Here is a 26979-nt window from a genome sequence, read left to right as displayed (position 1 = left end):
TGTTTTCAACATCAAAACAGTGCCTGAAAACAGGCACAGAAACGATAGAATCAGTGCAATTGTTGGTTTCATATATTTCACCCTTACCCCGAATTTTTTTGTTTTCTTGGTTGATACATATAGTTGTGAAGAATCACCTAAAACTTGCTTTAAAGATAGGAATGGTAATGACTGACTGCTGATAGTAAAACTATATCACATAATTAATTTCAGGACGAGAGGCGAGAATCCGAGATCCGAGAGAGCAGCTACGCTGCTGAAGTGCTGGACTTCGTCCAGGACGCTCACAAGGTTGACGCTTGCGGAGGCTGACGTTTGCAAGGCTGATTAAAAAATTCAAGATATAGAATCTGATATTCCCTACGAAACAAGGTAATCACGCTAACGTGCTCTTGCTTCAACGTCGTGAGCCTCAGTCTTCGAGCGTCGCTCCATCAGCTGACAGCGTCGCAAGCCTCATGGCCGCAGGCTATTCATACCACATTGATTCTTTCCATATCAAAAACACGAGAGTCCGAGAAACCGAGACCCGAGATCAGCTATTGTAGGGACACAGCATGCTGTGTCCCGTTTTTTATGTCAGTGACGTAGTTGCTCCTAGCACCATTTGCGTCAGTAAATCCAGGCACCAGTTGCCATCAGGCAACCCCCAGTTTCAATCAGTGGAGCTGATTTCCAGCGTCCGACGCGAAGCGCGTTCTTTCAAATTAGCACATCTTTTCGTTTGAAAAACTCAAGTGCTCCATAAAAGATGAGCAATGCCACCAGTATTATGACGAGTGCGTTTGATACGAATATTTTTTCTTTTACGACAGTGTCTATGAGGGGAAGATAGTGAAAGACACTGATTTTTCCCATCCAGGCCAGATTTTTGTTGACGGATGACAAGGAGTTTCCGAAGTACATGAAAATAAGAATACCCAATGTAAGAGATGTGGTTAAAGATGATTTTTGGGTAGCTACTGACACAAGAGTTGAAACGGCGGCAAAGAACAACTGGATCGAGAGCACATACAACCCAAAACAAAAGAGAATATGTTCGTTGTATGGTGCAGTATGAACAAGAGTTCTAAAGAGCAGAACGGTTGTTATGGTGAATAGACCGGAGAGTAAGATGACAAAGGTAATCAACGTAAAACTCTTTTCGAGGAAAATACGACGACGGGATATCGGTTTTACCAGAAGGTACTCTATGGTCTTTTCTTCAAATTCTCTGGAAAAAAGGGCACCAGCCATCATAGCAGCAAAGACGCCGGTTAGTATATAAACAAAGCTCATTCCTTCAGAGCCGAAGATTCCTTCAGGTTTCGAAAACATCGCAACGTCCATGTTGAACATATTCAAAAGAACCTTAGGAATATTTTCAAGCATCTTCAGCATGGGTTCGGATTCCTCGAGCAGCTTATCTGTAAATGGTATGTACAAAAATCCGAAGAGCGAGATTATTATTGTCCATATGAAAAAAGATCTGAATCTGCCCCTAAAATCTTTTTTGAAAACATTCATTTTACTTCCTCCTTGTAGTATTTGAGGAAAATGTTCTCAAGCGTAGGATTCTTTATCTCTATGTCTTCAAATTCGTGTTCTGTAACACGTTTCAGAAAGTCTTTCAATTCTTCTATTTTAACGTGGAATGTGATTCCATTCCTATTTATCTTCCCTTCGTAACCATGAATGGTTCCGGAGAATCCGCGAATTTCCACAACCTTGTATGTTAACTCTTTCAGCGTATTCACGTCACCTTCTTTTATCATTTTGCCTTCTTTTATCATTCCAAATCTTTGGCATACTTTTTCAACCTCTGAAAGCACGTGCGAGGAAAAAAGAACGACCGCTCCGGTTCTTCTGTGGTCTTCGAGCAAACTGTAGAATTTCTGCTGGATTAGCGGATCCAGGCCGTTCGTTGGTTCATCGAGTACGAGATAGTGTGGTTTGTGAACGAATGCCTGAAGTATGGCGACCTTCTTTTTGTTTCCCAACGATAATTCTTTGAACCTTTTGTTTGTATCGATCCCAAGAAGGTCCACAATATACCTTTCGTAATCTATATCCACGTTCTTATAGAAATTTCTGTTGAGTTCCAGGAAATCCTTTACCCTCATGTCACCGTAGAAATTCACCTCGCCCGGTATGTAACCGATCGCTGCTTTCACTTTGTTTATTTGCTTCGGGATTCTGAAGCCACCGATATACGCTTCGCCACTGTCTTCATTGAGAAGACCGGTGAGGATGCGTATTGTGGTTGACTTTCCAGCGCCGTTTGGGCCGATCAACCATAAGTCTCACCATCGTTAATCATAAATGAAACGTTCTCAATGCCCCGGTTTTTACCGTAGTATTTCTTTAAGCCTTTAACCTCAATCATGATTTCACTGCCCTTCATACATATTTAGGCTACATGGTTTGAAGACAACCAGCTTGATACTAGCATATCTCTTGTTTGATGCAATGCCAAAATAAAGGGTGAATATTCCAGAATATCTTAAAATAACAGGTGATGATTCCTCTCACTTATTAAAAGTGGCGATTAGACGAAAAAATCTATGAATTGCTTATTTGGTTGAATCAGCTATGAATCGGTATAATATCAACAACCCGCGTATTTTTATACTTCTAAGAAGGGGGGATTTTTGTGAAGAAATTTCTTGTATTTGCGCTTCTTATACTCGTGATTGCTGGTCTTGCCTTTAGTGCCAAACTAAAGGTTGCTTTTATTTATGTTGGACCTATTGGTGATGCAGGTTGGACTTATGCTCACGAGCAGGGAAGGCAGTACATCGAAAAAGTATTTGGCAATCAAATTTTTACGAGTTTCATTGAAAGTGTGCCAGAAGGTGCTGAATCAGAAAGTGTTTTGAGAAACTTCGCAGCAAGAGGGTACGATATAATCTTCGCTACCAGCTTTGGTTACATGGATCCGGTTATCAAGATAAGCAAAATGTTCCCGAAAACAGTTTTCATGCATTGTTCTGGTTACAAAACAGCTCCAAACGTTGCGACATATTTTGGTAGAATGTACGAACCAAGATTCCTTACTGGTTTGATTGCAGGAATCATGACAAAGTCCAACATCATAGGTTATGTTGCAGCCCACCCGATACCTGAAGTCATCAGAGGAATAAACGCTTTTGCCCTTGGTGTTAAATACGTCAATCCAGAAGCGAAGGTTCATGTTGTATGGTCTAATACATGGTACGACCCGGCAACTGAAAAAGAAGCTGCTATTTCCTTGCTTGACATTGGTGCGGATGTCATAGCACAACATCAGGATTCTCCTGCTCCTCAACAGGCAGCACAGTCTTATGGCGCTTACTCCATTGGTTACAACAGCGATATGGAAGCTTTTGCTCCAAAAGCGTATCTCGGTGCACCCGTCTGGAACTGGGGTCCTTATTATGAAAAGGTTGTCAGAGATGTTATGAATGGAACATGGAAATCAGAGCAGTACTGGGGCGGTATGGCAGACGGTGTAGTTGACATTGTTGTAAGCGACCTTGTTCCGGAGAGCGTGAAGAACCTTGTTTCTGTTTTCAAGGAGGCAATCATCGAAGGGAAATTCCATCCGTTTACCGGACCAATTTACGATCAAGAAGGAAACCTCAGGGTTCCCGCCGGGGAAGTCTTGAGCGATGGAGAACTTCTTGAAATGGATTGGTTTGTAGATAATGTTGTTGGTACAATTCCAAGATAATCTTTTTTATGCTTTTCAGTGGGGCCTCACGGCCCCATTAATTTACCCTTTCTAAGATTTTTTACACTGGAGTGATGCTAACGTGGAAGAAAAACGGACAGTTTTGGAAATGAAACATATTACCAAATCTTTTCCTGGTGTTTTGGCCAATGACAATGTATCCATAGACCTTAAGGAAGGAGAAGTTCTTGCACTTCTTGGAGAAAATGGAGCCGGGAAAACAACGTTGATGAACATTCTTTTTGGTATATATCGCGCCGATTACGGCGAGATTTTTATCAACGGCAGGAAGGTTCATATCGCTTCACCACACGATGCCCTTAAAAGCGGAATAGGTATGGTTCAGCAACATTTTACACTGGTTCCTTCTTTTAGTACTTCAGAAAATATCGTTCTTGGTTTGAAAGAACTTGGTTTTATCGTGAAAACCAGAGATGTTGAGGCAAAGATCGAACAATTGGGAAAACACTACGGGCTTGCGGTCAATCCAAAAGCAAAAGTATGGACGCTTTCCGTTGGCGAAAGGCAGAGAGTTGAAATTCTAAAGCTTTTATATACGGGCGCGAAGATATTGATCCTTGATGAACCTACCGCTGTTCTGACCCCACAAGAGGCTGAGGCCCTTTTTAGGGCTGTTAGGAAGATGACGGCGGAGGGCACTTCAGTTATTTTTATCAGCCATAAACTCGATGAGGTTATGGAAATAAGTGATCGTATAACGGTATTGAAGCAAGGTAAGGTAGTTGGGACAGTGAATAAAGAGGATATAGATAAGAAAGGCCTTGCAAAGATGATGGTTGGAAGAGATGTGATTCTCGATATAGAGAAACCGGATGTTGAAATTGGTGAAACGGTTCTGAAGATAGAGAACCTCAAGGTTCGCAATGATAAGAATCTCTTTGCCATTAATAATCTGAGTCTTGAATTAAAAGCCGGCGAAATCCTTGGAATTGCCGGCGTTGCTGGTAACGGTCAGAGGGAATTGGCTGAAAGTTTATATGGTCTTAGAAAAGTAGAATCAGGGAAGATCATTCTCAAAGGTAAGGATATTACTCACACCAGCGTTTCCAGAAGAATTAAAGAAGGTATTTCTTATGTTCCCCAGGATAGGAAAGGAATGGCTACCTGTCCGAACCTTTCCGTTGCTGAGAATTTGTTCCTTAAAAACTATATAACACATTATGTTCCTATGTCTCCTTACTATCTCAACAAACGATTAATAACTCAGACTGCGGAAAAACTAATAGACGAGTATTCCATTTCTACCCCATCCCCAAAAACCCCGGTAAAACTTTTATCGGGTGGGAACATCCAGAAAGTTGTTCTGGCAAGAGAGCTGTCAACAACTCCATCGGTAATAATAGCTGCCCATCCTACGCGAGGATTGGACATTGGAGCTATGGAATTTGTTTACAGGACTTTGCTCCAGCAAAAAGCAAAGGGAGCAGCAGTACTACTCCTTGCGGGTGAGTTGTACGAAATCTTCAGGTTATCTGATAGAGTCGCTGTTATCTATGAAGGTCAAATCATGGGTTATACACCTCCTGATCCAGCATATATTGAGGAGATTGGACTCATGATGGGTGGAACCAAGAGAATGGGGGATGCAGTATGAGGCTTAGGATAGAAAAAAGAGCAAACATTCCTGCGTACATGAATCTTCTAGTTCCCGTAGTTTCCATAGCTTTTTCGTTGCTGGTAATGGGCATTATTCTCGTAATCTTCTTTCAGGGGAGAGGCCAGACATGGGGCGAAGCTTTCAGAGAGACCCTGTCTGCGTATAAAGAGATGTTCTCCTGGCCCTTCGGGAATATATATGGGCTGTATCAGACACTGGTTAAGATGATTCCATTGGCATTTGTAGGTCTTGGGCTTTCATTTGCTTATAGAATGAAGATCTGGAATATAGGTGGTGAAGGACAGCTCTACATGGGAGCTTTTGCAGCAACCTGGGGAGCGCTTTACCTTTTTAATGGTATTGAATCAAAACCTTTAATGATATTCCTGTTGTTGGTGATGGGTGCCATATTTGGTGGTCTATGGGGTGCCATTCCAGCTTTTATGAAAGCCTTTGCCAAAACAGATGAAATCGTTGTAACTTTGATGTTGAACTATGTTGCAATATTCTGGGTGGATTATCTTGTGTATGGCCCGTGGAAAGATCCAAAGGGTTATAACTTCCCTATAACTGCAGAATTCCCGGAATCTGCAAGGTTGCCAGCTCTTTTCAATGGAGAGGTACATATCGGGATCATATTCGTTATAATTCTTGCTTTCATCCTGCAGTATGTGTACTCCAGAACCAAGTGGGGATTCAATTCAAGGATAGTAGGAGATAATCCCATGGCAGCAAAGTATTCAGGAATAGACGTTAAAACTTACACAATTGTCTCGCTGATAATCAGCGGGATGATAGCCGGTATGGGAGGAGCAGTACAGATGATGGGAATTCAACATAGGCTTCAGCACGGTTTTTCCCCCGGATATGGTTACACAGCGATAATCATTGCCTGGCTTGCCAAACTCAACCCGATTGGCGTTCTGGTAGCGGCATTCTTGTTTGGTGGGCTTTTGGTCGGGAATGAGCAGCTTCAGATGTTTTTTGGATTACCCCTATCACTTGTTTATATATTCCAGGGTCTTGTCTTGTTCTCGTTGCTTGGCGGTGAATCTATATTCCGGTATCGAATAAGATTTGTGAAGGAAGAGGAAGTGAGATCATGAACGAAATGAATTCGATCTTTATAACAACGCTTCAAGCTACGGTAAGAGCTGGAACACCATTGTTATTTGCTGTTTTAGGAGATATATTCACAGAACGTTCCGGGGTTATGAACCTGGGGCTTGAAGGCATGATGTTGGTAGGAGCAATAAGTGGATTTGTGGTTTCATACCATACGAACAATTTGCTTCTCGCCGTTTTGGCGGCGATGATCGCTGGTGCTGTTCTTGGTTTAGTACACGCCTTCTTCACGATAACCCTGAGGATAAACCAGGTTGTTAGTGGTCTTGCAATAACGATGCTTGGCACAGGGATTAGCGGTCTCTGGGGAAAGAATTACATTGGTGTTGTTGCAAAGCAGTTTCAGGTAATCGAGCTTCCTGTTCTTTCAAAGATTCCTTATATTGGCGATATATTGTTTTCTCACGATCTGCTGGTTTATGTGAGTTATATACTCGTTCCCATCATGTGGTTCTATATATACAAAACTAAACCGGGAATGATTCTTAGAGCTGTTGGGGAAGCCCCGGATGCCGCTGATGCCAGGGGTATAAATGTTTTCGCTATTCGTTATCTTTACACTATCTTTGGTGCTTCTATAACAGCAATTGGTGGAGCTTATCTTTCTCTTGCATATACTTCCATGTGGATAGAAAACATGACTGCTGGTCGTGGATGGATTGCGATAGCGCTCGTGTTGTTTGCAACCTGGGATCCTGCAAAAGCTTTGCTCGGAGCTTATCTCTTTGGTGGAGTGACTGCGCTTGGCTTGAGGATGCAGGCTCTCGGAACAACGATATCTTCCCATATTCTCATGATGTTCCCATATCTTTTGACCGTTGCTGTGCTTGTATTTACTTCCACAGAGAAGATGAAGGTTAAAGTTGGGGCGCCTGCTGCGCTGGGTGTTCCATACTCTAGAGAAGAAAAGAGTTAATTTGGCAGTTTTTAATGAACAAAAAAGCGCAAGCTGAGAGCTTGCGCTTTTTTGCTGGTTAAATATGTTTTTCTTCTCAGAAAATTGGCTGCTGTCAACTATCAATCAAAAATCGGGAGTTAAGACCCTTTGACAGTTATAGAGCGGCAGCGGTAGTTTTAATATATTTTTTGGGTTAGAATCGTGGTGGGAAAACGTAGAATCCGAGAATTCGAGAACCTGAGCGATTGGCTACGCCAGTGTAGGGAACTCATTCTGAGTTGCCACGAACTCCTCCGGAGTTGATTACAAACTAACACCTAGACCCTAAACCCTAGAACCGGTTTTCTATAGTCTCGGCTCTCGGTTTCTCGGACTCTCGATGTTTTTCGTACAACCGACAACCTACAACGATTTCTTATTTTAAAGAGGGGTGATAGTGTGAGAAGGCTAATTTTGTTATTTCTTTTGATGCTGGTATGTGTTTTAGCTCTGGCAGTTCCTTCCCCGAAGTGGGAAGACCAGATAATTTATTTCGTTATGATTGATCGTTTTGCAAATGGAGACCCAACCAACGACAATTTTGGCATGGGGGAGTATGGAAACGACAATGCGCGTTATAACGGGGGAGATCTTGCCGGGTTGATCGAAAAGCTCGATTACATTAAAGAGCTTGGTGCAACTGCCATATGGATCACACCTCCCATTGCCAACCAGTGGTGGAATCCGTGGGTAAATTATGGTGGATATCACGGTTACTGGGCAAGGGACTTCAAGAAGATTGATGAGCATTTCGGAGACCTGGAACTTTATAAGAAGTTTGTTGAAGAGGCTCATAAGAGAGGTTTGTACGTGATTCAAGATATTGTTGCCAATCATGTTGGAGATTATTTCAAGTTCGTTGGTGGAAAGTTTTACAAAAACACTGAAAGTGTTCCCACTTCTGCCCCAGAACAGTATCCGTTTTCGTTAAACGATTATCTGGAAGATAAGGATAAGAACATTTATCACTGGACACCGGATATTACGAATTACAGTGATCCCAACCAGAAGCTAAATTATCAGATGGCAGGACTGGATGATCTCAACACGGAAAATCCGGTGGTTATTGAAGCCTTAAAGGATAGCTATACTTACTGGATAAAAGAAGCGGGAGTAGATGGTTTTAGAATTGACACCGTCATTTACGTTCCTCACGAGTTCTGGAAGGAATTTTTGAATGGTAAAAACGGTGTTTATGAGACTGCGAAAGCTCTCGGAAAGGAAGATTTTATAACTTTTGGCGAGGCTGGATAAGGTCTGATCCATACGATGATTCAGGTGAAAAGATTCTGGAGAGCTATTTCGAAGACGGTATGAGTGCCATGCTCGACTTCCCGTTGAACATAGAGATAAGGCGCGTTTTTAAGGAAGGAAAGGCTACGGCGAACCTCCGTTACCGTTTAGAGCGCCGCGAACAATTCGAACATCCTGAGAGGCTGGTAACGTTCATAGACAATCACGATATGGAACGATTCTTAAAGGGTGCAGGATTGGCTACCGTAAAACAGGCTCTTGCATTTCTCTTTACCGTTCCGGGTATACCGGTGATCTATTACGGAACGGAACAGGGATTTGTAGAAACGAGAGCGGCTATGTTCAAGGAAGGGTATGCCTCAGGTGGTGTGGATCATTACGATACTTTCTTTGAAATGTACCAGTTCATTCGTGAATTGACGGAGTTTAGAAAGAGTAATCCTGTATTTCGTCATGGTCACATAGAGGTTCTCAAAGATGATCCAAATGGCCCCGGCATCTTCGCTTTTAAGATAAGCGATGAAGAGGTTACAGCATATGTCATGCTGAATACTTCGAACGAAAGAAGGATAATAACCAACCTGAAAACGAGGTTAGAACCTGGAACGGTTATAGAACCGCTTTACACCCTCAATACGTTGAAGAAAAAATACAGTGCCGACAAAGATGGAGAGTTGAATCTCGTATTAAATCCGCGCTCCGTTTACGTTGGTATAGCGACAACACAAAAGAAAAAAGTGAAGATGCCAACAGTAGAAATTTATCCAAATCTCAAACAGGGACAGAAAATAACCGGTAACTTTGTAATCACCGGTACTGCAAAGAATGCAAAGAGCGTCAAGATAATCTTTGATACCAGAATAGACGCAAGCGTTTCTGTTGATGTAATCGACGGAAAATGGTCGTATGAATGGGACATCTCTAAATTCGACCCGGGGATTCACACCATTGTTTTCAAGGTTTACGGTCAAAAACGGACAGATACTACTTACTCTGAAGATTATCAGGTAATCCTCGATATACCGGAAAAACTCCTGGCACAGGTGGAAGACCCTGAAGGCGATGACCATGGACCCTTTGGAAAATATCTTTACCCCACCGATGTTACGTTCAAGAGACAGATGGACCTGCTGGGAGTTACGATAAAGCAGATCGGCGCAAGCCTTGTTATAACCATGAAGATAAAAGATTTGACAACGTCCTGGAGCCCGCAAAATGGCTTTGACCATGTAACATTCCAGATCTACATAGATGACCCAAGTAAAACGGGTGCAAAAGATTTGCCGTTCCAGAATGCGAAAATGCCAGATGGGCTTGATTGGGATTATTTCATATTTGCCAACGGTTGGTCGATTGTCGCTTATTCTTCAGAAGGAAGCGGACCACAAGCGTTCGGTACTCCTATATCTCCAACACCTCAGGTTAAAACAAACAAGATGACCAGAGAGGTAACGCTGATAATCCCGAGTGAGGTTCTTGGAAGGCCGGATAGCTTTGATGGATTCAAATTTTATATCACCACATGGGATTTTGATGGGATTGAGGCACGTTACCGTGATCTGTATCCTAAACCAAAAGCCTTCCATTTTGGTGGCGGCGAGAAGACAGATCCATATATCATGGATGATGTGCTGATAGATCTTGGAAAATAGCAAAGACAAAGGTGGAGCGTTCGCTCCACCTCTTTTATTTGTTGTATCGTAAAATAGTTTTCTTATGCTTCTTTCATTTCTATTCCGAGCGTACGGACGTCCTTTACGGATTTACTGAGATGGCTTTCGGAGATTTCTCCACTTTCGCCATCAGAATGGACAAAATATTCTGGAGTAACCAGTATTCTGGAAAGAGAGGTACCGGGTTTCAAATAACAATAGTCCATCACAAAAGCGTTGGCAATGTGGCTGTCTTTACTAATATAACAGTTTGCTCCTATGATTGCGGGCCCAGTGATAGTAACGCCTTTCTCCAATATTGTACTGCTTCCTATATAGACAGGCGGTTTTATTTCAACCCCTTGAGATATTACCGCCCCTGTACCAACCCAGACACCCGGATAAATCTCCTTCCCACCAGGATAGAAGTTTTTAATCTCTCCAGAGAGAGCTTTTTCAAGGATAACCAGATAATCTTTGTTCCGGCCTATGTCGAACCAATTGAAATCCATAGAATAGGCGTAAATGGGTTTGCCCTCGCTGACGAGCTTCGGGAAGAGCTGGCTCCCGATATCGTAGAATTCACCTGAAGGTATGTGTTCAAATATTTCAGGCTCGAAAATGTAAATGCCGGTATTGGCTATGTTCGATTTTGCTTCTTCCGAGGAGGGTTTTTCCTGAAAACTCAACACTTTCCCTTTTTCATCTGTAACCACGATACCGTAATTTGACACCTGGTCCTTGCTGACTTCTTTTGTTATGATCGTAGCTAATGCTCCCTTTGATTTATGAAAATTATAGGCCTCGGTGATGTCCAAATCAACAATTGCGTCGCCGCATAGTACGATAAAAGTCTCGTCAAAAAAGTTATAGCGTTCCTGGATAAGTTTCATCCCACCGGCAGAACCAATAGGTTCAGTTTCAAGGGTTCCATCTGGCAAAAGTTTTCCCTCGAAGGAGTAGCCAATGTTTACCCCGTATTTTGAGCCATTTCTAAGGTAGTCCTGAATGAGCCAGCCAAGATGTGAGATGTTTATCATTATCTCTGTAACATCGTGGTTTTTTAGAAGCTCGATTAGAAACTCGATTGTAGGTTTGGTTACGATTGGTATCATGGGCTTTGGAATTTTGTTTGTTAAAGGTCTTACCCTTGTTCCTTTTCCGGCGGCGAGAATCATTGCTTTCACTTTTTATCCCTCCTGATGGTCATTTTTCTTCACGCAGACGGATCAGCAAATAGAATATGGACATCACGAACCCACAGACAACCAATGCACCACCGATGGTAATTTTGTCAGCAAGAAACCCTATTGTTGGTGCTAGAACAGCTGTTAAAAGAGTTTTCAACTGTGATTCTGCGGACAATCCCGATGCCATGGTTTTATGGGATATCTTTTCGCTGATATAAGCTACGTTCAGGGGCCTTCGTATGTTTTCAATAACAAATAGTATCAGGAAAAAGATCACCGCGCCAATCTGGAAATTGAGGCGCTGAGAGACACCGGAGAGTATTATTAAAACCGCTCCCAACAGATAAGTGATATTGATAGCCTTTTCCTTATTTCCGATCTTTTTAGCTACTTTCGATGCATTCTTCGAAGCATAGCTTGTTGCCAGATAGATAAAGAAATATACAATGCCGACGACTACCGCTGTTCTTTCATTATTACTGAACGCTAGCATTACAGGCAGGGAAAGTGCCAGAGATTTTAAAACCGGTTGCAGGTACTCTTTAACGGTTTTGAAAAATGCATCGAAGATAGAAGAGTTCATGATACCTTTTAGAGAGTCTTTGTTCTTGAATATACCAAAAAACTCTTTGAAGGTCTCCCGTTTTCCGGTCTTTTTGATCTCTCCATCAAGTTCCTTTGGATACGTTGCGAGGTTTATGAGATTGAAGATATATGGTAACGTTGCAGCGAGAAAGACTACCTTGTAATTGCCGCTGTAAAAGACTATGGCCGCAGCGATGAGTGAGTTTATAGCTGAGCCAAGTTGTGAAGCGGCACGGGTTGAACCATAATACTCTACCCTTTTGTCGAGTATTTTATTCATGCGAAGGTACTCGAGGATCATGGCCTTGTGTGTTCCGGTCCTGAAAGCTTCACCAAAGGCAAAGAGAACCATTGCTAGAGCATAAATATAGAAATTCGGGAAGAAATAGAAAATTATGAAAGAAATGATATAAGATGTCATAGAAAAAAGCATGGAGATTCGTCTGCCGTATATATCCGCAACGAGTCCCGTAGGTAGTTCGAGAAGATTGGTAGCAATTTCTCTTATCGAGAAGAGCATTCCTATCTGTAAAAATGAAAGCCCCATTTCACGAAAGAAGAGAATTAGAAATGGTTCGAAAAACCGTAAGTTTTTTAAGAAGCCATAAGCTGCAAACTTGTAAAACTGCCTATCTTTCGTAAACGCCAATGGTGTTTCCTCCTTATCCTTTCAGATCACACAGTTACGATTCGTTGTTTAAAACCTCTTTGACTTTCTCGAGGTCTGAATCGCTTAGTTTAAGAGACCTTTTGTAGTCATTAAGAAAAGAGATAATTTCCTCTTTCTTTGCGATACCGTAATCCTTCCACATAACTGCAAGGGTTTTTGACGATAGAGTTGTTTGTTCTGCGAGGACCCTTATTGTATCCGGTATCATTTCCCTGATTTCATCCAGCTTCCTGATCTTTCCGGTTTCGAGGAACTCCTTTGACTTTTCCACAATGGCTTTTCCGATCCCTTTGATTTTTGAGAGCTCCTGAACATCTTTCAGATTAAGCTCCCTTCTGTCCAATGAACCAATTACGTTGGCAGCAAAACGATAGGCCCTTATTTTGAAAGGGTTTTCTTTGAGAACTTCCAGGAGCCTTGCAAGCATTTGAAATTGTTTTGCAAGCTGAACTTTGTTCACACTCTCAGACTTCATTGATGAAATTCCCCTTCCAGGAACTTGATCTTTTCCTTGAAATTATTATTGATTATATTGGCGATGGATACATTTGAAAAGGTGTACCCTATGATATGGTTTGTCAATTCCCAGAAATCCTTCACGTAGCATTCTTTGTGAAATTTGCAGCTGGTATCACAGTCGATGAGCCTTTCTTCAACGTCTGGTATAGCCTCGAATATCTTTGCTATGGTTATATCTTCGGGATTCTTTGCAAGAGCGTATCCACCTTTTCGACCGCGAATAGCTCGAACCAATCCAGCTTTTTTGAGATAGTAGAGAATTTTCAATGTAAAACCGTGATCGAGATTTTCGGATAGAGAGATTTCTTTTGAATTCAAGGCTCTATTCTCGATGGACAGCTTAACCAATATTCTCAGAGCATACCTAACGGTCTTTTGGATCAACATTATCCCCCCCTATCATCAACATTATTGCCCCCCTATCTTGATTATATATCAGAGGTGGATAGGCGAAAATATGGAATCGAGAATATTTTTGTGGAAGATTAACTATCGACGATAGGGAGTACGTATCAAATTAGCGAAAGTGCTACCATAATTGAAAGCTGGGAAAACATGCAAGTTGCCCCTAGTACATCGCCGGTATACCCTTCGATTTTTCTATTTGTAATGAAATGCATAGAGCTTCCCAGCAATAGCGCGATAGATAACGAAATGATGTAGTTTAGAGGAAAGTATACAAGAGGAATGGTAAAAACAAGGCTTATAAGGGTATGCTTTTTTTCATAGGGATGTAATAACTTTCCAAGCCCCGTGTTTTTTGCTGGTTTTCCGAAGTGCAAAAGAATATTCATGGAGAATCTTCCGAGAACTGCCACATAAATGAGATCAATTGGATCTACATGCAAAAAAGCGTAAAGATAAGCCACTATATACAATGCGGCATAGAAAAAAGCGAAGGGGCCGATATCTCCTTTTGACATTATTTCAAAACGCCGCTCCTTCGTTCCCTGATAGAAGAACCCGTCTAGCGTATCTAAGAGACCATCAAAGTGAAATAGATCAAAAAGGTAAAATCCAAGTGCAACTGATAACAGCGTCCATAAAAAGTTTTCGCTTATAAGCTTCATAGAAAAATAGAATACGCCGGCCAGATATCCTACGAATGTGAAATACGCACAGATTTTTTTTAGGTTCCCTTTATTTTGTTTTAGAGGGACTGGTACTCTGCTCAGGAATGCTATTGCAAGTTTCATGTCATTCCACAAAGGTATCACTCCATACTTTGAGAGAGTTTTTCAAATCTTCAAGATCGAAAACCTCAAAGTTTATAAGAACATTTTCGGTAATAAGATCTCCCATGAAGCCTTTGATGAACGCTGCCGTTTCGCGATCGAGTGGGAGATGGTCTCTTCCATCGATTACTCCCATTGCGTGTATTTCTACAATCGCTTCCTTCAGATGAGCAGGGAATTTTTTCCCAAGAAAATGGTGCCCGACATCAAAAACCATTCTATTATGAGGTTCAATGATTTCTTTGAGGTTTTCCAGGGCGATGTTTTCTCCCAAAATTGTTCTCCACCCTTCGATTGGGTGGAGAACATAGTTTATGGCAGGAAACTGCGCGTCTTCAAAAAAATTGTAGGCGCGTATTACGTTGTCCAGCCGATCCATCGGGAGGTGAACTGTATAAGACAGATCAAGCTGTAAGAGTTTATCCATTTCATTAAAGAGAAGTGTCTTTGTATCTTCATCCCACGTATAAACCAACAGCTCCACAAAGTCTACGAGTTCTTCGAGGAGTAAAGCGTTTTCGTAATATGTTCCGGGAATTACCCATGAGGTAGATCCTATCATTTTATCTTCACACCTATCCCTGAAACTACAAAGTAAACCTCATCTGCTATCTGCGCGATTCTTGCGTTTAGCCTTCCGAGCGCTTCCACAAAAGTCCGGGTGATCGGGTTTTCCGGTATCACCCCCATGCCTATTTCATTGCTTACGATTATCTCATTTCCATTGATACTGCCGATAAACTTTTCAACCATCTCCTCGGTATTTCGACCGTAGTGGAAAAGATTCCCCAACCACGTTGTCATGCATTCCACCACAACAACGTCGTAATCCCCTGTCTTTTTCAGGATCTCGTGTATGTCCAGCGGTTCTTCGTATGTAACGAACAGGTTCCCCCGCTCCTCTTTGTGTTTTGCTATACGCGAACTCATTTCCTCATCTATGGCTTCTGCTGTTGCGATGAATGCTCTTTTTTCTTCCTTTTTTCAACGCCAGTTCCAGTGCGAGGCGGCTTTTCCCTGAGCGTTCTCCTCCTGTAATTAAGATCATTTTTCTTTCCCCTTTGAAACGTTCGCGTCATCAAAGGTTGCCATTTCATTGATCATCTTAATGGCTGCTTCTATAATCGAGAAAGAAAGCACAGCCCCTGTTCCTTCGCCGAGACGCATATCAAGATCCAGGATAGGGCGTAGATTGAGAGCATCAAGCAACACTCTATGTCCCTTAACCTTTGAACGATGCCCGGCAAACATACAGTCAACGACTTCAGGATTCAGTTGTGCTGCTATGAGGGCAGCCGCTGTGGTTGGGAACCCATCTATAACTACAGGAATATTTAATTGTGCGCATTCGAGTATAAATCCTGCCATTTCTCCCAGACAGTAGCTACCTACTTTCGATAAGACATCAATAGGATCCATAAATGGTTCGTGAATTGAAATAGCTTGTCTTACCACTGCCTCTTTCTTCTCCAATTGTTGCCCGGTTATAGCCGTTCCAATATCTATCAGTTCTGAAAGGTTGTGCCCCAATGCCACGGCAATAGCGGTTGCGGTTGTTGTGTTTCCTATTCCCATATCACCTACGGCGACCAATTCAAACCCTTTTTCTTTAGCGAAGCGTACTATTTCTTTTCCATATTCTATCGATTTTTCCGCTTCTTCCCTTGACATCGCAGGTTCTTTGGAGAAATTTTTCGTGCCTTTTCCAACTTTCTTATTCAAAAGCCTTTCATGAGCAGGAAAATCATAATCAACCCCTGCGTCAACAACATAAACTTCACTTCCAACATGCCTTGAAAAGACGTTTATCGCTGCTCCACCATTCAAAAAATTCAACACCATCTGTGCCGTTACTTCTTTTGGATACGCAGAAACTCCTTCCTCCGTAACACCGTGGTCTCCTGCGAAGACAAAAACCGCTTTTTTCTCCGGTAGTTTTGGAAGGACTTTTCCCTGTATTTTTCCCATCTTCAATGCTATATCCTCAAGGAAGCCAAGGCTTTCTTTTGGTTTTGTTAGACTATTCAGTCTTTCATTTATTTTGTTTTCAAGCTCTTTTTTTGTCATTTTTTACCTCCTTACTCATGATAACTTTTATCTTTATCAGAATTTCTATCAGATTCTTCAAAGTCTTTCAGGCTTTGCATGAACTTCATAAATAACCTTGCAAGCCTGGGATCAAACTGGATTCCCGAGGATTTCTTTATCTCTTCGAGGGCTTTATCTTTGCTCAGCCGTTTCTTATAAGGGCGTCCAGAAGTCATGACATCGTACGCATCAATTATTGAAATGACCCTCGCTATAAACGGTATTTCTTCCTCCTTAAGCCCTCGTGGATAACCGCTTCCATTCCACCATTCGTGATGGTACAGGATACCATCTGCTATAGTAACAAGGTCTGGCGAGTTTAATGCTATACGATAAACTGTTTCCGGATGCTCTTTTATTTTTTCCCATTCTTCGACTGTCAGTGGACCAGGTTTCTTGAGTATTGATTCAGGTACGGATATCTTTCCAATATCGTGAAGTGCAGCCAGCAAAACTAAATCGTTGATCTCACTGTCCGTGAGATTGATATACTTTCCGAATTCATAGGCTATTTTTCTCATGCGCCTTGCGTGTTCTTCGGTTTCATTGCTCTTTTCGAGTAACATTTTTTCAAGGGAAGTTATTATTGAATTTCTGGTGCTCATGCTTTTCAAAAGTTTGTTTTTATACATTTGTTCTTCGACTTTTTTCAGAATTTCTTGAATATTTTGGTCGGCATTTTCTTTAGTCGCAATTCCAAAAGCTACGCTAATAGGGATATATGAACCCTCGTCAGATTTTTCCAGATTCATCTTGATTCGTTTCAATATTCTTTCGGCGAGCATATAACCGGCCCTCGGCAATAAGATTATAAATTCATCTCCGCCCCATCGAGCTACAATGTCTTGTGGCCTGCAAGAGGAGATTATTGATGTGGCGACGGTTTTTAACAGACGATCTCCCTCGGTATGTCCAAAAGCGTCGTTTACGAGTTTAAGGCCGTTTACATCTCCCATGATTATGCTAAGGGGAAGATGGGATTCAGCGTCAAAACGTTTTAACTCCTCTTCGAAGAATGCTCGATTGTAAACCCCTGTCAGGTGATCGTGAAAGATGAGATATTTTATCTTTGCCTCTGAGCGAATTCGTTCAATTGCTTCTGTGGCATGGAAAATGAGTAGTTCCGCAAGTTCAACATCTTCTTTGCTGAAAGCGTTCCTCTTCGTTGAGATTGTCTGGAAAACACCTATATTGCCTATTGGTATGCTTATAGCTGAACGGTATTCTTTACTCCGGGGTTTCGCTTCCGGTTCATTAGCGATATCTTTTACCACGATGGTTTTGCCTGTACGGAAAGTTTTTCCGGCTATACCCTCATTTAGGGGAGCCTCCATGATTTCCGGACTTGCAACTTTTTCAGATATTGCTTTAACCACGAATTTATTTCCTTCAACTATGTCGAGACTGTAAATGTCGAACTCAAGTATCTTTTTAGCTGCTTCGACAATTAAGTGATATACTTCTTCTTCAGATTTACTCTTTTCCATTTTTAACGCTATTTCATGTAGTTTCCTGATTTTTTCCAGATTATTCTTTCAGGGCTTTTTCAGCCTGCTTTCTTTGGGTTATATCTCTTACGATTGCAGCAAAATAACCAGTCTGCGGAGTGAATCCGACTATCTCAAATGTTTTGTTTGTTTCATCTGAATGGATTTCAAAATGTGTTGGTCTTCCTGTTTCTATAACTTTTTCATAGACTTTTATGTGGGATTTGTAAACCGTTGGAAATATGTCCCAGAGCATTTTCCCCACGACTTCTTCTTTCTTCTTGCCTACTGCTTTCAAAAAAGAGGTATTTGCTTCGATGATCTTGAAATTGTTTATATTACCATCTTTATCTGCCACGGGTTTAAGGAGAATAAAACCATCGAGCATACTCTCGAAAAGCTTGCGGTATCGCTCTTCACTAACGCGGAGTTTTTCTTCAGTAATCATTCTTTCGAGCAGTTCTTTTCGTAATTCTTTTGTTTTTTCTTCTACTCTTATCTTTAAAACTCTCGACCAGCTCAAGGCAAGCAAAAATCCAACAGTTAAAATCAACAAGATTATCGATCCGTACTTTGTTAAATTTTTGATTATAAGATGTTGTGCTGACAACGTCCCAAACCAATTTTCATAGATCTCTTTGTATTTACCTGTCTCTTTGATTATAGCCAGCCCTTCGTTGAGGCTACTTAAAAGCTGATCGTTTCCTTCTTTAGTAGCAAAACAATATTCTTGAGTGAATAAGACGGATTTAATCGCCTTTATGTTATCTAGTTTTAGTTTTTTTGCAAGATAAAATCCTTGAAGATTCCCCAAAAGAGCGCAATCGTGTTTTCCTGAAGCGAGAAGGCGCAAAGCCTGGGCAGGTGATTCGACAGTGATGATTTTGTCAGTGATCTTTTTTTCGAGTAAATAGTCATGCATGATATCTCCATACGGAACGATTATTTCCTTGCCTGCCAGGTCTTCCTCTGAGGTTATTCCATTATAATCTTTACGAACAAATACCGTTGTATGAACAATGAGAAATCCTGTAGAGAAATCAACCAGTTTGTCTCTCTGTTCAGAATAATACATTCCTGTAAGGCCGTCTAGTTCCCCTCTTTCGAGAGCTGTTCTTACTTCGTTCCAGGGACCAAGCCGTATCTCAATATCCATACCCATAACTTCAGCAATAGCTCCAAGCAAATCAATATTGAAACCTGCGGGATTGCCGTTTTCATCTATAAATTCGTATGGAGGATAATCATGATCCCCACCAAAGACGTAGTGTTGTTTGGTAACAGTATCATCCAGAGCAAAACTTTGGGGTGATAGCAAAAGAAGAATCAGTATAATCGCACATATCCATTTTTTCGGAAACACCACACCGATTTACACTCCTATCCGATTTTTCACCTGTTAAGTTTTTATGTGCATAGTCGTCTTGAAGGGGACATTTCATAGAGGATTGTGGTGCGGACGACGCTTTTATATTTTAACATGCACTGTTTGCTATCAAAAAATGGGAATTATAGTTTTAATCTTAAGACTAAAAAACGAAAACGAAAAACGTTTGTTTCGGTTACTGGCTGGTAGTTTTCAGGTTCAATTAGTGATAGAGGACGTCGATATCAATCAGTAATGCTGATTTTTAATATCAATTTTTTGAGATAACGCGAAGTGATAAAATTATATTGTATGTAAAATGTTCAATAATAAAATTCTTACAAATCGGGGGAGGTTTCTATGATTTCAAATTTTGATATTTCACAAGCTATGACTATCAAGCTCGATCCGGTTCTACCGCCTGATCCGGAGTTCCTACCAGGGATAAGGAGAGCGCCAAAAAGAGAATTAACATTGAACAAAAAAGAGATAAAGCTAGCGCTGAAAAATGCTCTGCGATATATTCCCGAGGAACTTCATGAGAAATTGGCACCCGAATTTCTTAACGAACTGCTCACCAGAGGGAGAATTTACGGTTACCGGTTCCGCCCTAAAGGTCCTATAAAGGGAAAACCTGTGTATGAGTACAAAGGAAAGACTCTGGAGGGGAAAGCCCTTCAGGTTATGATCGACAACAATCTGGATTTCGATGTCGCGCTCTATCCTTATGAACTGGTTACATACGGTGAGACAGGTCAGGTGTTTCAAAACTGGATACAATACCAGCTTACGAAGAAATATCTTGAAGTTATGACGGAAGAGCAAACGCTTGTGGTAATGTCTGGACATCCTCTGGGGCTTTTCAAATCTTCAAGAAATGCTCCAAGGGTTATCATTACCAATGCGCTTATGGTGGGGATGTTCGACAACCAGGAAAACTGGATAAGAGCGCAAGCACTTGGTGTGGCCAACTACGGGCAGATGACCGCCGGCGGCTGGATGTACATCGGCCCTCAGGGAATCGTACATGGAACGTTCAATACTATTTTGAATGCAGGAAGGCTGAAACTTGGTGTACCCGATGATGGTGACTTGAGGGGTAATCTTTTTGTTTCTTCTGGATTGGGTGGAATGAGTGGTGCTCAGGGTAAAGCTGTGAGAATTGCCAATGGAGTTGGAATAATCGCCGAGGTTGATTATTCAAGAATACAGACGAGACTTGAACAGGGATGGATTGATGTGGTTCTTGATGATCTCGATGAGGTCTTTAAGACTGCTCTCGAGTACAAGAAAGACGGAAAGAGCATAGCCATTGCTTATTACGGAAACGTGGTTGATCTCCTTCAGTACGCTGTGGATAACAACATTCACATCGATCTGTTGTCCGACCAAACTTCCTGTCATGCTGCTTACGATGGTGGATACTGTCCTCAGGGCATTACTTTTGAAGAGAGAACAGAACTTCTTAGAACAAACAAACAGAAATTCAAAGAACTAGTAAATAGATCTCTCAGAAAGCATTTTGAGCTCATTAAGACTCTGGTAGAACGGGGAACGTATTTCTTCGATTATGGCAACAGTTTCATGAAGGCCGTTTTCGACGCTGGTGTCAAAGAGATAGCCAAAAATGGTGTCGATACTAGCGAAGGCTTTATTTTCCCTTCTTATGTAGAGGATATCATGGGGCCCATGCTTTTTGACTACGGTTACGGTCCTTTCAGATGGGTGTGTCTCAGTGGCAAGCATGAGGATCTCGTAAAAACCGATAAAGCTGCTATGGAGTGTATAGATCCAACAAGACGAGGGCAAGACAGGGATAATTACATCTGGATAAGAGATGCTGAGAAAAATAAGTTAGTAGTTGGCACCCAGGCTAGGATTCTTTATTCTGATGCTGAAGGGAGAATTCGAATAGCTCTTAGGTTTAATGAGATGGTAAGGCGCGGAGAAGTAGGACCAATCATGATAGGAAGGGATCACCATGACACGGGTGGTACGGATTCCCCATTCAGGGAAACCTCGAATATAAAGGATGGAAGCAACATAATGGCGGACATGGCTACCCACTGTTTCGCCGGGAATGCTGCAAGAGGAATGACGCTCGTAGCACTTCATAACGGTGGTGGAGTCGGTATTGGAAAGGCTATCAACGGAGGGTTCGGCCTTGTGCTTGATGGTAGTAGAAGGGTTGACGAAGTAATAAAGACTGCTGTCGCATGGGATGTTATGAGTGGTGTGTCTAGAAGAGCCTGGGCGAGAAATGAACACTCGATCGAAACCGCAATAGAGTATAATAAGAAAAATGTAGGCGAAGATCACATAACTCTTCCCTATCTTGTAGATGATGAACTTATTGACAAACTTACCGATAAACTCGATATTTAAATAACCGGGGCTTAAGCCCCGGTTTTACACATCGTTTTTGTACATGAGTTTTCCTTCAAGGTGCTCCTCAAAGCGAGCCAAAATGAATAGGAAATCCGATAATCTGTTCATATATTTCAAAAGTTCATTGGCAATCTTTTCAGTCTTATACAGACTGACAATTCTTCTTTCTGCTCTTCTTGCTACTGTTCGGCATATATCTAATTTTGCAGATTGAATTGTCGTTCCCGGGATAACGAAACCTTTTAATTTGATGATTTTTTCATAGTGGTGCACTTTTTCTGTTAGCCATTGAACATTGGTTTCAGTTACTGGTTCGATGAATAATTTACCTTTAGAAGCCAGTTGCCCCGCCACTTTGAAAAGGTCATTTTGAATTCTTAAAAGAAGTTCCTTGGTTTCTTTTGATTTACAGTAATGCCTGGCTTCACCGATATGTGAATTCAATTCATCTATCGTTCCGTATGCTTCGACACGTAAATCATCTTTAGATACCCTTTCGCCAGACCAGAGGCTGGTTTCACCTTTATCTCCTCCACCTGTGGTTATACTCATAGGTATTCCTCCTTTGGAGCCAAAAATCGAGAGTCCGAGAAACGAGAGTCCGAGAAAGAACGCTCGACTCGAACCAAAGAACGGTTGTTGCGAACTCTTCAAGAGTTGTCACGAACTGCTTCGCAGTTGGTACGAGCGGCTACGCCGGTGATTAGTGCCTATGACGGAAAAAGCAAAGGTCGGATCTTGGGTTTAGAAAAGAGACGTACAACGCACAACGTACAACCAACAACGTTTTTTATTTGAATCCTCATACAGCAAACAGTTTTGCGACGAGTACGATCAAGGCGATTATTCCCAAAAGCGGAAGCAGTAAGAAAGTGAGTCCAATAATCAAGAAAACAATCAACAGGAGAACACCGATACCAACAACTACGCCAACCAAAACTGGAAAGGCTCTTATAGCAATATACAAAAGAAATAGTGCTCCAATTATCGCAAGAAATTCCGTCACTTTTAGCACCTCCCTGAGTTTATTTTATCATTTTCTTGAAATCTTATATTTATCTGATTTTTGATAACACCTTTGGGATGATAAAATTGTACTGTGTCGTTTGATTGATTTTTGCAATACTCAATGTTTTTCGGGTAAACCTTTTGTTTTTGAAGATTGAAAGAATATAGAGGTTTTCAAACATTTAAAAATAGAAAGTCTTCGTTAGGAGTGAAGGTGATGAAAAAGCTCAGCAATAAAGTTTCGTTGGAATTTTTTATTTTTGTTCTTTCAGTTTTAATTGTAGTGGTCATCGCTTTCTCGCTTTCGCTTTCCCATTCTGCTAGAGATGAATATACACGTTATTTGGAGATCAAAAAGCAGAATGTGTACAAATGGTTTGCTGAATTGAGAAATGAGTATAAACAGCTTTATGAGGTATATATAGAGACCGGTATTGTTGACGATGATATCGATTTGCTTATTGAACTCGAAGGGGACGGAAGGGTTAATATAGTTAAAAATTTAATTGGAGTTGGATTTGATGAAATCGCACGTTTGGTTCAATCAGGTTCAAAGGTTGTTTTACTTAATAGTGAACCAGTATATTTGATGGTATTTGAAACACCAAATAAGCAGGCAATAATTGGCAGTATTTTTGACGGAGAATTGATTGGAAGCTTATCCAAATACCTTGGTGAAGATGCAACGGTTTTTATTAGTTATAATGATCATTATATAGTCCCTCAAGAGTTTATCCAAACGGGTATTTACGTACGTTCGGTCATCCAGCAAAGTAAAGAGGCAACTTCGCGTCCTTTTGTTGTTAGCCAGCCGAGAGGGATCTTATCCATATTTGGATGGGGACAAGTGTATCTTACGGATTCGGTAGATATTGCTGGTGTTAAAGTTTTTGTCCTGCAGTCAGAAACACTACTTGTTCAACTTGTCAACAGGCTTATTCCAATAATGTTTCTTATCGTCGTGGGGGTCGTTTTTTTCTCTTTGGTTTTTTCGTGGTCTTTGAACCGTTATATATCTACGGCTCTGGACTCAATACTGTCTGGATTTACATCGATCCGTGACGGTTCTTTTGAGCGTGTGGAGTTTAAATCTAATGATGAGCTCGGAAAAATATCTATGGAACTTAATAAAACAATGGAATTCATTGAAATGACTCTCGAAAAGCTCAGGAAATCAAATGAATTGTTGAGGAAAGCAACAGCAGAAGACAGACAAGCAAGTCGTATGAAATCAGAATTTTTGGCCAATATGTCTCATGAAATGCGAACGCCGATGAATGCTATCCTCGGGTTTACAGAGCTTCTTCTCAATGAGGAAACTAATGAAGAAAAGCGGAAACACCTTGTAACAATATACCGAAGCGGAGAACATCTACTGAGTCTTATAAATGACGTTCTGGATCTTTCGAAGATTGAATCTGGAAAAATGCAGATATACGAAGAAATATATAGCCCCCGAAATTTGTTGAAAGAGCTTGTTGAAACGTATCTTCCTATGGCTTACTCTAAGGGTTTACATCTTGCTTATAGTCTAGATAATAATGTTCCTGAATATGTTGTTGGCGATGCTTTCAGAATCAAACAAATTTTGACAAATCTCGTGTCAAATGGTATCAAGTTTACCTCGCAAGGATATATAACCATACAGGCTAATTATAAAGAAGGGAAGATCACGTACATTGTTAACGATACAGGGATAGGGATTCCCGAGGAAAAACTTGATAAGATTTTTGAACCGTTTACGCAGCTGGATGGAACAATGTCGAGAAAGTATGGTGGTACGGGACTCGGTCTTGCTATTACAAAGAAGCTCGTTGATCTTATGAACGGTAAATTATATATCGAAAGTCATATGGGCAAAGGGACAAAAGTCGTTGTCTCACTTCCAACGAAACTTCCATCGAAAGAGGAAATAGAAAAAGTTATAAACAAAAAGGAAGACACCAACAAGGTTGTTTTAATTGCAGGCAAAGATAAAAACTTTTTTGAAAATATCGCTTCGCTTCTTTCACGGTATAACATCAAACACAGAACGACTCTAAATATATCTATGCTCCCACTTTTATGCAAGGAAGCAAAATACATGCTGGTTATAGTGGATCTTGATAGGATTTCTGAGAACGATCTATCGATTCTTGACACCGTAAAAAAATCCGAGACGCCTGTAGTGTTGGTGGCTAAAGACGCCAGAGAAAATATTGAAGGATTTGAAGTATTAACGAGACCAATTTCAGAAAAGAAATTGATAGAGATTATTTCAAGATATTTGAAGGAAGATCTGTATCCTGTACACGAGTTTTCTGGTAAAGAAATACTGGTTGTCGAAGATAATAAAGCTAATCAGGTGCTGATTAAGAAAATGCTTGAAAAAGTTGGGTTCAAAGTGGACGTTGCAGGGAATGGCAAAGAAGCCCTTGAAAAAATCAAAGAGAAAACTTATTCATTGATAATCATGGATATGCAGATGCCTGTCATGGATGGTTATACCGCTACCAGGAAGATACGAGAAAAGGGACTTAAGGTACCTGTGATCGCCTTAACAGCTCATACATTGAGAGGAGATGAAGCTAAATCACTTGAAGCCGGTTGTGATGGTTACCTTGGAAAACCGGTAAAACAAAAGGAACTGATAGATGCGATTGTATATTTTCTTAGAATTCAAGAAGAATTAGAAACAACCAGATTTGAACCTGTTCAAACACCTGATCAAAAGACTGGGAAAGCAGAGGAGAAGATAGGAGAACCTCCTAAAAATCCGAGAAATGATATTGAAAAACGCATTCAGGAACTCTCGACAAACATGGGATTAACCCTTGAAGAAGCGCGTGAGATGTTTGAAGAGTATGAAAATTATCTCAGGGAAAGTATAATGCAGCTTAAAGAGTTGAGCCTGAAGGAAGATTTCGAGGCTATCGATCGGGAAGGCCACAGTTTAAAAGGTTCTGGTAAGATGTACAGTGTGGTTGAGGTATCAGAAATAGGTGTGAAATTGCAGAATGCCGCCAAAGCAAAGAAAAAAGATAAGATCCTTCAACTGATAAGTGAGCTTGAGAAACTAATTGATCAAATCTGGGGTTCAGACCAGAATAGTTAGAATATTTTGATTGTCTTTGAATTTATAATTTATTTGTTGGGCAAATTGTTTGATCAGGTATATGCCCATTCCGCCTTTTTCCAGCGAATTGATATCGTTGAGGTCAGGGGGGCGTGCGATAAGAGGGTTAAAAGGAGGAGCATTGTCGGTTATGGTTAATAAAACACTTTCATCAAGATATTCCAGATCGATGTATATCTTTTCGTCGTTTTTTTTGTTGTAACCATGCCTTACTATGTTGCTGCACACCTCTATAATTATAAGGCCCACCTTAAACCCTAGTTCGTTGCTTTTTTCGGAAGCAACCATCCTGAATATCTGAGAGGCAAGCGCGTCGACTGCTTCCAAAGAAGCCTTTATTTCAAAGGACCACTTATTTCTTTTCACGGTTATCGCTCACTTCACTGAGATTGTCAACGATTTCCAGAACCTTGTTTATTCCCATTATCATAAATACCCTTTTAACGTTGGGTGTGGGCGAAAGAATCACAAATCGTTTACCCTTGAATTCGAGCTTTCTTCTCAAAATAAGAAGCGTGGCCACGCCGGAGGAGTCTATTAATTGCACGTTTTTCATGTTCAGGGCAAGAATATCGAAATCTGTCAATTTTTCGATGGTTGAAAGCAACTCACTGCTGGAAGACGCTGTGAATCTATCCTGGTCGATAACCAGCTCTTTAATCATGAGAATCATCCCCTAAGTTTTTCATAAAGTCTTCAGGTGAATTGCAATCCATAACAAATATCTTGTCGAGTTTGAGAAGTTTGAAAAGATTTCTTACCTCGCTGTTTAATCCGCAAACAGCAAAAGGAATGTTTTTTTGGCTGAGAATCTTGTAAAGGCTTATGAAAGAAGCAATGCCCATGCTATCAACGAATTCTATATTTCTACCATCCAGAATGACCGCTTTGTAGGTATCCAGTTTTTTGGATTCGAACCATTTTTTGAACTCCGCAGGGATCTTGCCGGTGATACGTGACCTTTCTTCAACGCTTATGATGGCGAATTTCTCATCTACAACCTTAAAAGAAAACACGATATCCCCCCTGTTTTTTTTTTAATTGAAAACAT

General features: G+C 41.0%; 25 protein-coding genes. 8 read left to right on the top strand and 17 right to left on the bottom strand.

Features of this window, described 5'->3' with window-relative positions:
• Positions 1 to 702: 702 nt before the first annotated feature.
• Both DU53_RS02215 and DU53_RS02210 read right to left on the bottom strand, forming a co-directional pair.
• Positions 703 to 1506: an ABC transporter permease subunit gene (locus DU53_RS02215; RefSeq protein WP_063727204.1), complete on the bottom strand. Its 804-nt coding sequence runs from the start codon at positions 1504 to 1506 to the stop codon at positions 703 to 705.
• Positions 1503 to 2273, bottom strand: a complete 771-nt coding sequence (locus DU53_RS02210) for an ABC transporter ATP-binding protein (protein WP_201029974.1) — start codon at positions 2271 to 2273, stop codon at positions 1503 to 1505. The genes DU53_RS02215 and DU53_RS02210 overlap by 4 nt, the downstream gene beginning before the upstream one ends.
• A 359-nt stretch (positions 2274 to 2632) precedes the next feature.
• Here DU53_RS02210 and DU53_RS02205 point away from each other — a divergent pair, with 359 nt between their 5' ends.
• From DU53_RS02205 to DU53_RS12695, 6 genes are all read left to right on the top strand, one after another.
• Complete coding sequence (locus tag DU53_RS02205; RefSeq protein WP_012744975.1) at positions 2633 to 3691, top strand: BMP family ABC transporter substrate-binding protein; 1059 nt, start codon at positions 2633 to 2635, stop codon at positions 3689 to 3691.
• A 109-nt stretch (positions 3692 to 3800) separates the two neighbouring features.
• On the top strand, positions 3801 to 5306 hold the full coding sequence (locus tag DU53_RS02200) for an ABC transporter ATP-binding protein (protein WP_041288824.1): 1506 nt from the start codon (positions 3801 to 3803) through the stop codon (positions 5304 to 5306).
• Positions 5303 to 6415 (top strand): ABC transporter permease, encoded by a 1113-nt coding sequence (locus tag DU53_RS02195; RefSeq protein WP_012744973.1) that lies wholly within the window; start codon positions 5303 to 5305, stop codon positions 6413 to 6415. Before DU53_RS02200 ends, DU53_RS02195 begins: the two co-directional genes overlap by 4 nt.
• A complete protein-coding gene (locus DU53_RS02190; protein ID WP_012744972.1) occupies positions 6412 to 7350 on the top strand; it encodes an ABC transporter permease in 939 nt (312 codons plus the stop codon). Before DU53_RS02195 ends, DU53_RS02190 begins: the two co-directional genes overlap by 4 nt.
• A 420-nt stretch (positions 7351 to 7770) precedes the next feature.
• Positions 7771 to 8625: an alpha-amylase family glycosyl hydrolase gene (locus tag DU53_RS12700; protein ID WP_235599665.1), complete on the top strand. Its 855-nt coding sequence runs from the start codon at positions 7771 to 7773 to the stop codon at positions 8623 to 8625.
• 59 nt (positions 8626 to 8684) lie between these two features.
• A complete protein-coding gene (locus DU53_RS12695; protein ID WP_235599664.1) occupies positions 8685 to 10277 on the top strand; it encodes a glucodextranase DOMON-like domain-containing protein in 1593 nt (530 codons plus the stop codon).
• A 62-nt stretch (positions 10278 to 10339) separates the two neighbouring features.
• Here DU53_RS12695 and DU53_RS02180 read toward each other — a convergent pair whose 3' ends face one another.
• From DU53_RS02180 to DU53_RS02135, 10 genes are all read right to left on the bottom strand, one after another.
• Entirely contained in the window at positions 10340 to 11455 is a 1116-nt protein-coding gene (locus DU53_RS02180) for a sugar phosphate nucleotidyltransferase (protein ID WP_235599669.1), read from the bottom strand.
• A 28-nt stretch (positions 11456 to 11483) separates the two neighbouring features.
• Complete coding sequence (locus DU53_RS02175) at positions 11484 to 12701, bottom strand: MFS transporter (RefSeq protein WP_063727201.1); 1218 nt, start codon at positions 12699 to 12701, stop codon at positions 11484 to 11486.
• A 34-nt stretch (positions 12702 to 12735) separates the two neighbouring features.
• Complete coding sequence (locus DU53_RS02170) at positions 12736 to 13197, bottom strand: hypothetical protein (protein WP_082853753.1); 462 nt, start codon at positions 13195 to 13197, stop codon at positions 12736 to 12738.
• The gene (locus DU53_RS02165; RefSeq protein ID WP_063727199.1) at positions 13194 to 13628 is read right to left on the bottom strand and encodes an Rrf2 family transcriptional regulator; all 435 of its coding nucleotides are present in this window, start codon (positions 13626 to 13628) and stop codon (positions 13194 to 13196) included. Before DU53_RS02165 ends, DU53_RS02170 begins: the two co-directional genes overlap by 4 nt.
• A 125-nt stretch (positions 13629 to 13753) precedes the next feature.
• Entirely contained in the window at positions 13754 to 14449 is a 696-nt protein-coding gene (locus tag DU53_RS02160; protein ID WP_012744966.1) for an adenosylcobinamide-GDP ribazoletransferase, read from the bottom strand.
• Complete coding sequence (cbiR, locus tag DU53_RS02155) at positions 14439 to 15038, bottom strand: cobamide remodeling phosphodiesterase CbiR (protein WP_063727197.1); 600 nt, start codon at positions 15036 to 15038, stop codon at positions 14439 to 14441. Before cbiR ends, DU53_RS02160 begins: the two co-directional genes overlap by 11 nt.
• Positions 15035 to 15406 (bottom strand): bifunctional adenosylcobinamide kinase/adenosylcobinamide-phosphate guanylyltransferase, encoded by a 372-nt coding sequence (locus tag DU53_RS02150; protein WP_255358860.1) that lies wholly within the window; start codon positions 15404 to 15406, stop codon positions 15035 to 15037. Before DU53_RS02150 ends, cbiR begins: the two co-directional genes overlap by 4 nt.
• Positions 15407 to 15520: 114 nt before the next feature.
• Positions 15521 to 16543 carry a nicotinate-nucleotide--dimethylbenzimidazole phosphoribosyltransferase gene (gene cobT / locus DU53_RS02145; RefSeq protein ID WP_063727195.1) on the bottom strand — a complete coding sequence of 341 codons (1023 nt, stop codon included), beginning with the start codon at positions 16541 to 16543 and terminating at the stop codon, positions 15521 to 15523.
• A gap of 11 nt (positions 16544 to 16554) precedes the next feature.
• On the bottom strand, positions 16555 to 18051 hold the full coding sequence (locus DU53_RS02140) for an HD domain-containing phosphohydrolase (protein WP_063727194.1): 1497 nt from the start codon (positions 18049 to 18051) through the stop codon (positions 16555 to 16557).
• Between the two features lie 40 nt (positions 18052 to 18091).
• Positions 18092 to 19417, bottom strand: a complete 1326-nt coding sequence (locus tag DU53_RS02135; RefSeq protein WP_063727192.1) for a transporter substrate-binding domain-containing protein — start codon at positions 19415 to 19417, stop codon at positions 18092 to 18094.
• Positions 19418 to 19777: 360 nt separating this feature from the next.
• Between DU53_RS02135 and DU53_RS02130 the strand changes: the two genes are divergently transcribed.
• Complete coding sequence (locus DU53_RS02130) at positions 19778 to 21802, top strand: urocanate hydratase (RefSeq protein ID WP_063727190.1); 2025 nt, start codon at positions 19778 to 19780, stop codon at positions 21800 to 21802.
• Between the two features lie 24 nt (positions 21803 to 21826).
• Here DU53_RS02130 and DU53_RS02125 read toward each other — a convergent pair whose 3' ends face one another.
• Both DU53_RS02125 and DU53_RS02120 read right to left on the bottom strand, forming a co-directional pair.
• Positions 21827 to 22357 (bottom strand): cob(I)yrinic acid a,c-diamide adenosyltransferase, encoded by a 531-nt coding sequence (locus DU53_RS02125; protein WP_063727188.1) that lies wholly within the window; start codon positions 22355 to 22357, stop codon positions 21827 to 21829.
• Between the two features lie 250 nt (positions 22358 to 22607).
• Positions 22608 to 22811 carry a hypothetical protein gene (locus DU53_RS02120; RefSeq protein WP_063727186.1) on the bottom strand — a complete coding sequence of 68 codons (204 nt, stop codon included), beginning with the start codon at positions 22809 to 22811 and terminating at the stop codon, positions 22608 to 22610.
• A gap of 219 nt (positions 22812 to 23030) precedes the next feature.
• Here DU53_RS02120 and DU53_RS02115 point away from each other — a divergent pair, with 219 nt between their 5' ends.
• A complete protein-coding gene (locus DU53_RS02115) occupies positions 23031 to 25907 on the top strand; it encodes a response regulator (protein ID WP_063727184.1) in 2877 nt (958 codons plus the stop codon).
• Here DU53_RS02115 and DU53_RS02110 read toward each other — a convergent pair.
• The 3 genes from DU53_RS02110 to DU53_RS02100 are packed head-to-tail and all read right to left on the bottom strand — an operon-like array spanning position 25890 to position 26944.
• Entirely contained in the window at positions 25890 to 26294 is a 405-nt protein-coding gene (locus DU53_RS02110) for an ATP-binding protein (protein WP_012744953.1), read from the bottom strand. The two genes, DU53_RS02115 and DU53_RS02110, sit on opposite strands and share 18 nt — an antisense overlap.
• On the bottom strand, positions 26281 to 26592 hold the full coding sequence (locus DU53_RS02105; protein ID WP_063727182.1) for an STAS domain-containing protein: 312 nt from the start codon (positions 26590 to 26592) through the stop codon (positions 26281 to 26283). The genes DU53_RS02110 and DU53_RS02105 overlap by 14 nt, the downstream gene beginning before the upstream one ends.
• Positions 26585 to 26944 (bottom strand): STAS domain-containing protein, encoded by a 360-nt coding sequence (locus DU53_RS02100; protein ID WP_063727180.1) that lies wholly within the window; start codon positions 26942 to 26944, stop codon positions 26585 to 26587. Before DU53_RS02100 ends, DU53_RS02105 begins: the two co-directional genes overlap by 8 nt.
• Positions 26945 to 26979 lie beyond the last annotated feature (35 nt).

Source organism: Kosmotoga sp. DU53 (genome assembly GCF_001639905.1).
GTDB lineage: Bacteria > Thermotogota > Thermotogae > Petrotogales > Kosmotogaceae > Kosmotoga > Kosmotoga olearia.
This window is presented reverse-complemented; position numbering and strand designations above follow the sequence as displayed.

What these genes read in the sequence shown, in the direction of transcription:
- DU53_RS02215 (WP_063727204.1), bottom strand. Translation starts at nt 1,506, where the DNA reads ATGAATGTTTTCAAAAAAGATTTTAGGGGCAGATTCAGATCTTTTTTC.
- DU53_RS02200 (WP_041288824.1), top strand. Translation starts at nt 3,801, where the DNA reads ATGAAACATATTACCAAATCTTTTCCTGGTGTTTTGGCCAATGACAAT.
- DU53_RS02195 (WP_012744973.1), top strand. Translation starts at nt 5,303, where the DNA reads ATGAGGCTTAGGATAGAAAAAAGAGCAAACATTCCTGCGTACATGAAT.
- DU53_RS02190 (WP_012744972.1), top strand. Translation starts at nt 6,412, where the DNA reads ATGAACGAAATGAATTCGATCTTTATAACAACGCTTCAAGCTACGGTA.
- DU53_RS12695 (WP_235599664.1), top strand. Translation starts at nt 8,685, where the DNA reads ATGAGTGCCATGCTCGACTTCCCGTTGAACATAGAGATAAGGCGCGTT.
- DU53_RS02180 (WP_235599669.1), bottom strand. Translation starts at nt 11,455, where the DNA reads ATGATTCTCGCCGCCGGAAAAGGAACAAGGGTAAGACCTTTAACAAAC.
- DU53_RS02170 (WP_082853753.1), bottom strand. Translation starts at nt 13,197, where the DNA reads ATGAAGTCTGAGAGTGTGAACAAAGTTCAGCTTGCAAAACAATTTCAA.
- DU53_RS02165 (WP_063727199.1), bottom strand. Translation starts at nt 13,628, where the DNA reads ATGTTGATCCAAAAGACCGTTAGGTATGCTCTGAGAATATTGGTTAAG.
- cbiR (WP_063727197.1), bottom strand. Translation starts at nt 15,038, where the DNA reads ATGATAGGATCTACCTCATGGGTAATTCCCGGAACATATTACGAAAAC.
- DU53_RS02150 (WP_255358860.1), bottom strand. Translation starts at nt 15,406, where the DNA reads ATGAGTTCGCGTATAGCAAAACACAAAGAGGAGCGGGGGAACCTGTTC.
- cobT (WP_063727195.1), bottom strand. Translation starts at nt 16,543, where the DNA reads ATGACAAAAAAAGAGCTTGAAAACAAAATAAATGAAAGACTGAATAGT.
- DU53_RS02140 (WP_063727194.1), bottom strand. Translation starts at nt 18,051, where the DNA reads ATGGAAAAGAGTAAATCTGAAGAAGAAGTATATCACTTAATTGTCGAA.
- DU53_RS02130 (WP_063727190.1), top strand. Translation starts at nt 19,778, where the DNA reads ATGATTTCAAATTTTGATATTTCACAAGCTATGACTATCAAGCTCGAT.
- DU53_RS02125 (WP_063727188.1), bottom strand. Translation starts at nt 22,357, where the DNA reads ATGAGTATAACCACAGGTGGAGGAGATAAAGGTGAAACCAGCCTCTGG.
- DU53_RS02115 (WP_063727184.1), top strand. Translation starts at nt 23,031, where the DNA reads ATGAAAAAGCTCAGCAATAAAGTTTCGTTGGAATTTTTTATTTTTGTT.
- DU53_RS02105 (WP_063727182.1), bottom strand. Translation starts at nt 26,592, where the DNA reads ATGATTAAAGAGCTGGTTATCGACCAGGATAGATTCACAGCGTCTTCC.